The sequence below is a fragment of the candidate division KSB1 bacterium genome, from assembly GCA_016214895.1.
In the GTDB taxonomy this organism is placed as follows: domain Bacteria; phylum Electryoneota; class RPQS01; order RPQS01; family RPQS01; genus JACRMR01.
Map to the genome: position 1 here is coordinate 19,180 of JACRMR010000005.1, position 11,292 is coordinate 30,471.

Here is an 11,292-nt window from a genome sequence, read left to right on the forward strand (position 1 = left end):
GTGATGGAAAAGCGACTTGCCGTGAATGACAAGCTTGTAATGGTCCGCGAATTGACTGTGGGGGCCATCCGGGAGTGGATCAAGCGCCTCGGCTCCCGCCAGGCGGAGGATTTTGACCTGGTGGGGGAAACCCTCCTTGCCGAAATCTCGCTGGAGGAAATCCGGCTGATGACGGACTTGACGGCGGAAGATATGGATGCGTTCAAGCCCTCCGGACTTGCGTCGCTGATCGCCGCATGCAGGGAGGTGAACCCCGATTTTTTTCGCTTTCGCGCGGGGCTTGCCGCCGCGGCGCGGAATATCCAGACGGCGGGTCCGTCCCCGGCGGCGGGCTGAAAGCTTTCGACGGCTGCGTTTTGACCTTGATTAGGGTAGGCCACGCCAACGCGCTGGCCTACCCCTTCGATTTTTTTGTGTCTGCCCTTGAGGCGTTGAAGGAACACGGACATGGCGAATAACACCCTTGAGTTCATCATCAAGGCAAAGGCGGATGAGTTCATGGCCGCCATCCGCTCCGCCGAGGCCCAGGCCAAAGATTCCTTCACCGGCATGTCATCAGCCGCCAAATCCGGCGGGGACAAAATGGCGGCCGCTTTCAAGACGCTCGATATCCGTTCGTTCGCCGCGATAAAAGAGGATATCCGCTCCACCGTCTCCGCATATTCCACCCTCGCCGCCTCCGGCAAGCTTTCCGGTGAGGAGCTTGTCCGCGCCGCAAAAGCGGCGAAGGAAAAGATAGCCGCGCTTAACGCGGAGATGAAAAACGCTCCGCAAGCTCCCGGCTCCGGCCTGCAATCCCTCGCCGCCGCCGCCGCCGCAGCCAACGTCCCGATGAGCGGGCTTTTGCGAACGATCCAGTCCACCCCGCCGCATATCCTGGCGATGGCGGGCGCGATGGCTGGCGGAGCCGCCGGGGCATACGCTTATAAGGTTGCGCTGGCGGAGGTGATAGAGACCGGCTCCAAATTCGCCACGCTCGGCGTTCAGATGAAGGCCGTGATGGGTGGGGAGGCGGAAGGGCGCGCCGCCACGCAATGGCTGGTGGACTTCAATAAACGGACGCCATACGAGCTGGCGGACGTCACTCAGGCGTTCGTGAAGCTGAAGAACGCCGGGATAGACCCCATGAACGGATCGCTGGAAGGACTGTCCGCCGCCGCCACGCGGGTTGGCGGCGGGCAGGAAAACCTGCAGCTCATCCTTCTTGCCGTCACGCAGATGTGGGCGAAGGGAAAAATCACCAGTGAGGAGATGACCCGGCAGTTGTCCGAGCGCGGCATCCCCGCGTGGGACTTGCTGGCCAAGTCCACCGGCAAATCCGTCCCGGAACTTATGAAGATGGCGGAAGCGGGAACGCTGGGGAAGGACGCCGTGCGCGGCCTGATCGCGGAGATTTCCAAATGGGGCGGGAGCGCCAACGCGGACATGATGAAGACCTACGCCGGCCAGCTGTCCAACGTGAAAGATAACTGGGAGATTTTCAAGAACGCCGCCGCCCAGTCCGGCCCGCTGGAGGAGGTGACAAAACTTCTCACCATGCTAAACGCCGTGGCCGGGAAAAGCGGAGAGGGGCTTGCCTCCCTCGCGCGGAACCTGGGGCAGACCCTTTCCGCCCCGGTGACAGCCCTTGCATTCTGGATCGAGGGCTTCAAATCTCTGGATTCCGCCACTGACGGATGGATGGGAACGCTCATCAAATTAAACCCGGTGGTGAGCGCCCTTAATGGCCTGTTCAGCCCGGTAAAAACCAGCATTGAAAGGGTTTCCACGCTAACCCTTGGCTTAATCCCCGACTTCGCCGCACTGGCCGAAAAAAAGGATGAGGAATACAAGGCCAGCGTAAAGGTGCTCGATGCGCTGAAACTTACGAAGTCCACTATGGCCGGGCTTGCGGCCGAAGGGCTTGGCGGTTCGGCCCTCTCCTCCTCCATCACGCAGACCACGATGGCGCTGACGCTGGCGCAAAAAGAACTTGGCCAGATCAAAGACGCGGACGGTATCCGTACACAAACGGAATATGTCTCCGCCCTCCTCGCCCGGCTCAACACCCTCAAGGATTCCGCCGCGAAGGTCAAAGACCTTTTCGCCTCACGTGACGATCTGCAAGGCCAGTTAAAGACCCTGCGGGACTTGCAGGCCTCCATCGCCACAGCCGTCACAGGGGCCGCCCGCGTCACAGCGGAAGAGATCAAGGCGGCCACCGCCGCGCAGTTGCGGGAAAAGATCGAGTCCGCCCGCAAAGAGGTGGACACAGAAAAAGGGAAGATTGACCAGATAAAGGCGGCGCGGCAAAAGCTTGTGGATGACGACAGGTTACGTGAAGCCCAGGCTGTGGAGGTGGAGGAAAAAATAGCCGCCGCCGGCATCACGTCACAGACCCGCCTTTTGGAGATCAAGCGTGAATTCGCCAACCGGGAGATCGAAGGGTTCAACCAGGTGATGGACGCGGCGAAAAAATCAGCCTCGGATATGTCCGCCGCCAAAGTCACCGCCGCCGCGAAGGACTCCCAGATCATTCAAAAAGAATTGGCCGAACGGATCGCCGCCGCGCAAGGGGGATACGGCGCCGTCAGGTCCGCGCTGGACCGTGCACTGGGCGAATATCAGAAGTATGCCAACCAGGTGCGGACCGCCGAAGAAAAGTTAAAAGGCATCCGGGCCGAACAGTCGGCGGGGGCGGCCTCCGCCGAACGGGAACTGAACACGCTGCGCCGCGAGGGGATGACCACCGGACAGGCCCAGGCGGACATACAAAGGGAAATCGCCGATTCCATACAGCGGGCGAAGACCCTGGGGAAGACCGGGAGCGACAAGGACGTGGCCGCCGCGAAAGAACAGCTTTCCTACGCCCAGAGCCTGAACCGTTCGCTTGGCGACCGCGCCGCGAAAGAGACGAATATAAAGGACATTACCTCCGCGCAAAACGCCGTCCTCGAAAAACAGGCCCAGGCCACCGAAAAAGCGAAGGGGGAAGCTGAAGCGTTAAAGAAAGAAGAGGAGTCCCGCGCCGCCACGCTCAAAGACCAGCTTGCGGCGATGGCCGAAAGCCTGCAAAAACTTTCCGATTCAGCGAAGATCGCGGCGGACATGGACATCACCGCCGCTTCTGAAAACCTTGCCATCCTGCAGGATAATTTTAGCCAGTTGAACGCCGCCGCGAAAATGAAGGTCACGGCGGACACTTTCACGATAAACACCCAACTCGCCGAAGTGGAAAGAAAGATAAAGGAAATCGCCGGTCTGGCCGCCGGTGTAAAAATCGGCGGCGGGGCCGCTGGCATGTCCACCGGCGGGCCGGTGGGGTATCAAACAGGCGGCCCGGTGCGTTATGCGTCCGGCGGCCGTCTCCCCGGTTACGGCGGCGGTGATCGGATTCCCGCCCTTCTCGAAGCTGGCGAGTTCATCATCCGCAAAGAAGCGGTGAACCATTTCGGCTCTGAAATGTTCGCCGCCATGAACGCGCTCCGGACGGATCGCGCCGGATTCATGGCCGCCGTTCCCCGGCGGCGCCTCACGCTCCCCCTGATCATCCAAAAATTCGCTTCCGGCGGCCCGGTTTCCGCTCAACCGGTTTCCGCCCCGCCGGGCGGGGCAACCTCAACCACTCCCGGCGATTCCATCCGGATAGACATCACCATGTCCGGCAAGGCCGCCAGCGTGTTCGCCGCGCGGGACCAGGCGCGGGGATTTGTGGACATGCTCCATGAACTGCAACGGGGGACGAAATGACAAAAACCCTCGGCGGCGTGGCGCTCCCGCCGCAGTTGGAATGGACGGACAAACTTGAGCCATATTCCGTGGCCCAGTCCGTCACGAGGACGCTTGGCGGAACGCCGGTGGTCTTCGCCCAGTCCCTCATGGCCGGCCGCCCTGTGACGCTGGAGGCGCGGCAGGGGACATGCTGGCTGGAACTGGCCGTGGCCACAGCTATACTGCAACTGGCCGCCTTGCCGGACGGGGTCTATCCGCTTGTGTGGGGATTGGAGGCGTTCAACGTGGTGTTCCGCCATCACGAGCCCCCGGCCGTTTCTTTCTCGCCTGTTTTCCCGCTGATGGACGAATACCCGAAAGGGGGCAAGTCCGCCGTGTACGGGACCATAAAATTAATGACGATTTAAAGGAGCTTTATACGCCATGCCAATACTCTCAACCGAACTGAAAGAATACAAATCCCGGGAGGTGAACAATTCCGCCAGTAACGGCGGGCGCATGTCCGCCAACGAGGTCGTCGCCGGGGTGCGGAACAATCTGTGGCCATCGGTGAGCCAGGCGGAACGCTCCGCCGGGTCCACGCTGTACCGCAAGACGTTTTACAAGGTGGCCAACGCCCTCGGCCTGGCGCTTCTCACCCCTAAAATTTTTGTGGAGACCCCCACCCCCGGCGAGGACTCCATCGTGATTTTTCCCGCCACACAAAACGACACGCAGGCGGCCATCACCGGGACAGAACGGCTGTACGGATGCGGCGGGCTGGCGGTGGACGCCGCCCTTGGGGCCACGTTGATCCAGGTGAACACCGAAGGGGCCGCGCTCAACTATTTCCGCAACGGGGACACTTTGCGGATCAGCAACCAGGCGGACGTTAACGATGTCACCGGGATCGAGGATATCGTGACAGTCCACGCCACCACCCCCGTCACATATATCGGAGACCAGGCGCAGATCACGCTGGCCGCGCCGCTCCAGAACGCCTTTGCGCAGCAGGCCACCCGCGTCGCCTCCTGCTATATGCCGGGGGACATAAAGGCCAGCGTCAGCGGCAAGACAGCCTCATCACTGGCGGGGACTTATGACGACGTGGCAAACCCCATCACCGTGGATCACATCGGCGGGGTGGAACAGATTTTCACCGTCACGTTCACTTCCACCACGGCGTTTTCCGTGGTGGGGGACACGCTCGGAAGCGTGGGAGGAGGGTCCACCTCCGCCGATTTCTCCCCGGTCAACCCGGATTTCGCCAGGGCGTATTTCACGTTGAAAGCCCTGGGCTGGGGCGGAACGTGGGCGATAGGGGACACCCTCACATTCACCACACACCCTGCGGCGGCCCCTTTCTGGCAAAAGCGGACCATCCCGGCGGGGACGGCAAGCCTGTCGAGCAACAAGTCCATCATCGCCATAAGCGGCGAAAGCGAATGACGGACAAAACCAGCGTAACAGTCCCGTTTGCCGCCCCTTTAACAGGGGGAAAAGACGGTTCGGCTCCACAGGCCGACCTTTCAAAACGGTATTCATTCGTTCTGGAACGGGACACAAGCGGGGTGGACCAGTCCACCCCGTTCATCGCCACGCGGTCGGGCAATGAGATCACGCAAACTCCGGGTGTGGAAAACATCCGGCTCTATTCACCGTCATCGGCTTCCGTGCTTGTGTCCGGCACATATTTGTCGGACGGCGCGGCGGAATACATCGGGACCCGGACGGACAACCTTGTGGAAGTGCTGACCTTTTCCGGCTCAAAGTCCGCCGCCCTGTCGAAAGGTTACGGCATCGCTTCAAACGCGAAGGTTGTGAACTCCACTCCATTCATCGGCGGTGGATCACCCTCCCAGACCGAACGTGGGCTATGGGAGGGCTCCACGGCGGTCTATGGCGCGTTGGTGGTGGAATATGAAGTGTCGTACAAAATGTACCGCGTCAAATACGGCGTTCCGCAAAGCGCGATCACGGACATGTTCGACAACGGCAAGGCTCCCGCTGATCTGCTTCTCCCCCCGGTGCTGGTGATGGCGTTCGCCTCCGGTGGCTACGGCGCCATGCTCACGGTGGACCGGCGGGTCGGCTCGAACATAGACACAGGTTGCGGCTCGATGACGGAATTGAGCCGCAAAACAAAAAAGGTGAGGGTGTCAAACCCGGACGACTCCGCGCAATGGATTGACCAGGATGTCGTCATAGAGCGGACGATGCAATGCTCCAACGGCGACGTGCTCGTGTTCAGGTACAACGAATGAGCGGCGGCGGGCCTTATTACCTGGGGACGGAAAAGAGGATGACCGCGATCCATTTTCCCGTGGACTGCGGCTGTAAAAACGTGCCGTTGGCCCTGTCCGCCAAATACGCGGGACTCCCATTCAATCCGTATTACACCCTTGTGGCCAAACAACAGCCGGATTATGACGCCAAATGGGGTGGCGACATCATGCTGGCAAGCGCCGCGAAAAACGTCAACGGCGCCATATCTTATCAGACCGCCCACGCGAACAAAGACGGGCTGATAGCCTCCTCGATCACCACCTTCAGCGGAGCCTTTCCTCCTTTGCTCTCCACCAACAGCGGCCCGCTGTCGGCGTTCATAGGCGTGAACAAAAGGTTGAACAGACAAAATCTGGCGGCGTTATCAGCACAGTCCAGCGGCGGCAATTTTATCGTCTCCTGGAGTGGGCTGTCTGGCGTCAATTTATATGTGTCTCAATCCCCCTTGCCATCCCCCACCGGGTCGCCAACTTACACCAACGGTTCCAGCTCTTTTAATCACCCCATAAATGCCAGCGTAAAAGATTACTATTTTGCGCTGGCCACCGGCGTATTCAATCAGGCCACAGGGCTATGGGAAAACGAACAATGGTGTTCGGACATTGCCGCCGTGGTCCTCAATGACGGCTGGTATTACGCGGCAATCCCGACAGGCGTGGGTGTGGCGGTCACTGCCAACGGGGAGATCACAACAACTGCGTCCGGCCCCTGGTGGGGCGGATTTTTAAAATATTATGGGGCTTCACCGGATGACATCAAGACGAACTACAAAATTTACGCCACGGGGGACGACTCCGCCACGGACACATTCCATTGGTTTGCGTTGGCCCATCGCTATGTGGGGCGCAATAATTCCGCCACCCCCATTAGCTACCAGAGTTGGCCCGCCGGATCGGACAAAAAATACGTTTTTGGCCCTCATGGAAAACTGTATAAATTCACTGGCGTCGGCTTCCGCTCCTTAAGCTACTACGGAAACGATGGCGCCGTCAGCCAAGGATGGAAAATAATCACAACGGACATCGGCGGGGTCCTTTACGGCGATCCTGTCAGCGTGGGAAACCATGTCTATGCGGTGGTAAAAAAGGGCGTTGTCACCTCCAATAACAACACTGGCGCAGGGACGGACCACACTGTGAACATCGTGGCCAGGCGGCAGGATTACGTGTTAAAGATTCTGGACTGCTCGACCCTCGCCTTATCCGAAGTATTCCTGGAACAGGACCAAGAAATCAGCCAGCAGACGATGGATTTGACCAGGCAGGACATTCAGGCCGTGTGGCACGCCACAGGCAACCCTCCGGTTGCCGCTGATTGGATAACGTGGTATGGGCTGGACCACATCAGGACTACAATATCCAATTACCACCGGCAAGTATTCACTTTTTCACTGACGGCGGTGAAACGCACCTCCGCCAGACTCCCCGATGAAGTGTTCACCGTCTGCCTCTCCTGTGAAAAAGAGACACTGGACATAACCACAACCCAAATTATAGAAACCGCGTTTTCTATATGGTACGGTTGGGGGAATGGAGTCACCGACCCCTGGTATGGCGCCCCCATCAGGGTGGACACCACCACATTCACAAATAGCAATCCTGACAGCGTTTGGGTTATGTCACCCACGATTGAAAAGTTGGATTTGACCACTCTTGTCCGGACTGTTTTGATGCAACCCGCCGGCATCGTCCCCTCGTTGAGCGGCGGCGATACTAACTGCCTGCTCTATTTGCAGGACCCGGACGGCACAGTCCGCTATCTGGCGGCTCCGGTATAGAGGGTATATGGCAAGGCTGCTTTTACTTCAGTTTAATGAACCCGCGGGCGCCACCGCGTTTTCAGACTCCAGTCCTTATAATTGGCCTGTTGACTGGGTTAGTGAAGTTGTTTCTTCCAGCCTCCAAGCCAAGATAGGGGATACTTCCGCCCGATTCACGAACTCTCTGTGGTCGGAACTGGATGTCGCAAGCAACTCGCACAACAACGCCCCGTGGCAATGGGGGCAATCTGATTTTACTATTCATATATGGTGTTATCCTCTAACGGTCGCCGGGACGCATAACATTTTTACGATATTTGGCGCCCCTTCCACTCCTTCCTTGAGCGCCCCGATAAATTTAAGAATAGTTGACGGGGTTCTTGTATTTGCCGGTAATTCCAGCTATGGCTACAACCCGTCGCTGATTTTGTCCGGCGGCGCGGTGGCGGCGAACCAATGGCAACATCTGGCTGTGGTCCGCTCCGCCAACGTGTTCAAGCTCTATGTTGACGGGGTGAACACCGCCACGCTGGCTCTGGCTGCGGACATCAACGCCAAACTGGATTCTACCCCTGTTGCATTGGGATGGGGGGATACCGATCCTGAATACTTTGATGGCTACCTCGACCTCTTTGAAATAGACAACTCCGCGGCGATCTGGACGGCCAATTTCACGCCCCCAATCGCCCCCGCCGCCGCTCTGGGCCCGATAAAACGCGCGTTCACGCATGATTGCGATCTGGCTGGTTATGTCGCCAATCAGGCAACCACTTTATATGGTGACCGCGTGGCGGCGTCCGTCAGCGCTCTTTATGACATCATTTTGGGCGCCCGGATTGCTCACACCTATGATCTGGGCGGTTTTGTTTTGGCTCAAATGGAGCACGATTTCTCAATCATAGTGGGGACTGATGTGGCGGCCCCGTTCGGCATGATGGTGGCGGCGGAAAACGATCACCCCTACGCCCTCCGTCACGCCCTGGCCACGCAGGTGGACAATCAATATTCGCTGGATCAATTCAACCGCGTCATCGCCGCTGTGGATTTAGTTTATGGCGCGGCGGTGGCGATCCAAGGGGCCCATCCCTATTCTTTGCGGCCTATAGTCGCCGCGCAAGTGGACGCGGCATATGTGCTGGCCGTCCGCGTGGCGGGCGCGGCGGACGAACGTTACGACCTGTTGCCCGGCAACCCCGTGGCGGCCCAATGCGAACATCCCTATGACCTCTCCGTCCCGCCGCCGATCAACATCACCGGCAAACCGGTAATCATTTTCAATGGCCGCGAAATCGGGATCACCGCCGCGTCGCTCAACGCCGATGAGACCTCCTACGCATGGAACGCCACTATCCACCTGGCGTCGCTGGCCGATTACCACAACATGCCGCTGGACGCGGAGTTCACCCTATCCCTTTTCGGTGCAGACTATTTGTTGATCGTTGACAACAAAAATATGGATCGTTCAAAGCCGGGTGAAGTCCAGTTGACGATCCAGGGGATCAGCCCATCCGCCCGGCTGGCGAGTCCCCGCGCCCAGCTTGTCACAAAGACGTGGGGGGCCGTGATGGCGCGGAGCGCGGCGGAGGAAATGGCCGGGGCGGCTATCGAATGGAACCTTGTGGATTGGATGATCTCGGCGGACAGGCTAAGCTTCACGGACGCCTCCCCAATGGACGTGATAGACGCGATAGCCAAGGCCGCTGGCGGCGTGGTGGAAACAAAACCGGACGGATCGTTGCGCGTCCGCCGGAAGTACCCCGTTTCGCCGCAATCCTGGCCAGCCGCCACTGGCGCGCTGGCGCTCAATGAAGATGAGGACATTCTATCGTTGGCCGAAGCGTGGCGTGCGCCAACGTTAATAAACCGGCTTGTCATCACCGATTCGTCTTCATCCACAACAGACGGCGGGGACGTGCTCGAATACACGCAAGACGAAGCCGACCCGAACAAAGGCGTCCTGCGCGTTTACCCCTCGCCGTGGCGTACCACCGTGTCACTGGTGCACACCGGCGACGCGCGGGTGGGGCTTGTCTCACGCGGGGAGGTGATCCGGACGATCACGGCGGAACTTGTGGAGTTCAAGGACGGCGCCGGACAGACACAGTACCCGGTCTATTCGCTGACTTCGGTGGTGTGGCAATACGTTGATCTGGGCCCCGTGGCAAGCTCCCTCGATTCAAAAGAGGTGAGCGCGTCCACAACCGTTTCCTATGGAGGCTATAGCCTGGCGAAAATCACGTATCAGACCCGCTCGCTGGAATACGACGTAAGCGACGCCACGGATGAATCAATTCAATTTTTAACGGTGGAATGATGGCTTCGGTAACAGCAAATATCATAGTCCAGTTCGGCGCGGACACGGCAGCGGGATCAACGTCCAAACAATTATCCGCCGAAATTGACGGCCGCGCCGACGGGCATAATAACGGGAACACGTCATTCCAGCCGGGGCAGACGGCCTGGCTGCTGGCATACGCCAGCGACGGGCTAAGCGTCAAAGCGTTCACCAGCGCGGGGACTGTGGCGGCTTACGGAAGCGAGAACGTGGAGATCACCGAGGACATCACCTTCGCCGGTGAACAGACCTCCCCGCTGGGCAAGCCCGCCACCTCCATCAAATCGGTGCAATGGATGGGAACAAACCTTGGCGGCGTGTCCCTCGGGGCGGATCAGGTGACGGTAACTGCATCCGGAGGCGGCGCGGAAAAGGTCGGCGTGGCCAGGATCACATACACGGCGAAAGCCCAGGTGTACGGGCTGACCCCGCCGCTGACGCTCAATGGGGAGACTTCGTTTTCTATCGCCGTTCTTTTTGTGGGGAATTGACATGCAGATCGAGGTGGCGCGCGGCGCGGGAGATCGTCCCGGCCCGGACATCGTGGATTCATTGTTGACGGATATGCAGGCGGGATTTTCCCGCGGGATGGCGGAGCTTGACGACGGCATGGGGTTGCAGACCGTGCGCCTCACGGTGGTCATCCGTCCGGCGTTGCGCCCGGGGCTTTTGATCGAAGTGTCCGGGGCGTTGCAGGGATCATCATGGCGCGGGCAGATCGTCAACGTGGAACACCGCTTCGAGAACCTGCAAGCCGTGAGCATTTTGGAGGTGAAGCGGCTATGAACCTGCCGGAGATGCGGAGTCTATTGACCGCCACCCCCGCCGCCGATCGGGGCGTGGTGATGAGTGTGAAAGCCGGGCTGGCCACCGTGGCCACCGCCAGGGGACTCCAGACCTATCCCGTGGGTGGTGAAGGTGTGAAGCCGGGGGACAAGGTTACTATTATAAATGGGCGTATAATACGGCTTAAAGACGGGATTACATACTATATATAGAGGGCAAAAAGGCCGTGTACAAAGCCAAACTTTAATATGATCTTCACAAAAGTAAAGTTTTGGGCGAAACCTTTAATAAGGGGTGCCCAGTTGATAGGCGAAAATTAGGCGAACATAAAAGCGAAAATGGCGTTACAAAACCTGTGGATAAGTGCCGGTTTTCCACAGGATGAAAATTGTGCAAACATTTTGTCCCAAATTACCAAACATTTTGTCCGCTTACA

Annotated in this window: 9 protein-coding genes; all 9 read left to right on the forward strand. The window is 58.8% G+C overall.

Features of this window, described 5'->3' with window-relative positions:
• Window positions 1-3 precede the first annotated feature (3 nt).
• The 9 genes from HZB60_04175 to HZB60_04215 all read left to right on the forward strand — a co-directional run bounded on the left by HZB60_04175 (window position 4) and on the right by HZB60_04215 (window position 10,856).
• Entirely contained in the window at window positions 4-336 is a 333-nt protein-coding gene (locus HZB60_04175) for a hypothetical protein (protein ID MBI5058967.1), read from the forward strand.
• 111 nt (window positions 337-447) lie between these two features.
• Window positions 448-3,729: a tape measure protein gene (locus HZB60_04180; protein ID MBI5058968.1), complete on the forward strand. Its 3,282-nt coding sequence runs from the start codon at window positions 448-450 to the stop codon at window positions 3,727-3,729.
• Window positions 3,726-4,118 (forward strand): hypothetical protein, encoded by a 393-nt coding sequence (locus HZB60_04185; GenBank protein ID MBI5058969.1) that lies wholly within the window; start codon window positions 3,726-3,728, stop codon window positions 4,116-4,118. The genes HZB60_04180 and HZB60_04185 overlap by 4 nt, the downstream gene beginning before the upstream one ends.
• A 16-nt stretch (window positions 4,119-4,134) precedes the next feature.
• Window positions 4,135-5,139, forward strand: coding sequence for a hypothetical protein (locus HZB60_04190; GenBank protein ID MBI5058970.1), 1,005 nt, complete (start codon window positions 4,135-4,137; stop codon window positions 5,137-5,139).
• 122 nt (window positions 5,140-5,261) lie between these two features.
• Window positions 5,262-5,954: a hypothetical protein gene (locus tag HZB60_04195; protein ID MBI5058971.1), complete on the forward strand. Its 693-nt coding sequence runs from the start codon at window positions 5,262-5,264 to the stop codon at window positions 5,952-5,954.
• Window positions 5,955-5,992: 38 nt separating this feature from the next.
• The gene (locus tag HZB60_04200; GenBank protein MBI5058972.1) at window positions 5,993-7,753 is read left to right on the forward strand and encodes a hypothetical protein; all 1,761 of its coding nucleotides are present in this window, start codon (window positions 5,993-5,995) and stop codon (window positions 7,751-7,753) included.
• 7 nt (window positions 7,754-7,760) lie between these two features.
• The gene (locus HZB60_04205; protein MBI5058973.1) at window positions 7,761-10,049 is read left to right on the forward strand and encodes a LamG domain-containing protein; all 2,289 of its coding nucleotides are present in this window, start codon (window positions 7,761-7,763) and stop codon (window positions 10,047-10,049) included.
• Window positions 10,049-10,561 (forward strand): hypothetical protein, encoded by a 513-nt coding sequence (locus tag HZB60_04210; protein MBI5058974.1) that lies wholly within the window; start codon window positions 10,049-10,051, stop codon window positions 10,559-10,561. The genes HZB60_04205 and HZB60_04210 overlap by 1 nt, the downstream gene beginning before the upstream one ends.
• 1 nt (window position 10,562) lies before the next feature.
• Window positions 10,563-10,856, forward strand: coding sequence for a hypothetical protein (locus HZB60_04215; protein ID MBI5058975.1), 294 nt, complete (start codon window positions 10,563-10,565; stop codon window positions 10,854-10,856).
• Window positions 10,857-11,292 lie beyond the last annotated feature (436 nt).

Bases quoted from the DNA above. Each gene is read 5' to 3' on its own strand.
- HZB60_04175 (MBI5058967.1), top strand. From the start codon at position 4: ATGGAAAAGCGACTTGCCGTGAATGACAAGCTTGTAATGGTCCGCGAA.
- HZB60_04210 (MBI5058974.1), top strand. From the start codon at position 10,049: ATGGCTTCGGTAACAGCAAATATCATAGTCCAGTTCGGCGCGGACACG.
- HZB60_04180 (MBI5058968.1), top strand. From the start codon at position 448: ATGGCGAATAACACCCTTGAGTTCATCATCAAGGCAAAGGCGGATGAG.
- HZB60_04200 (MBI5058972.1), top strand. From the start codon at position 5,993: ATGACCGCGATCCATTTTCCCGTGGACTGCGGCTGTAAAAACGTGCCG.
- HZB60_04190 (MBI5058970.1), top strand. From the start codon at position 4,135: ATGCCAATACTCTCAACCGAACTGAAAGAATACAAATCCCGGGAGGTG.
- HZB60_04215 (MBI5058975.1), top strand. From the start codon at position 10,563: ATGCAGATCGAGGTGGCGCGCGGCGCGGGAGATCGTCCCGGCCCGGAC.
- HZB60_04185 (MBI5058969.1), top strand. From the start codon at position 3,726: ATGACAAAAACCCTCGGCGGCGTGGCGCTCCCGCCGCAGTTGGAATGG.
- HZB60_04205 (MBI5058973.1), top strand. From the start codon at position 7,761: ATGGCAAGGCTGCTTTTACTTCAGTTTAATGAACCCGCGGGCGCCACC.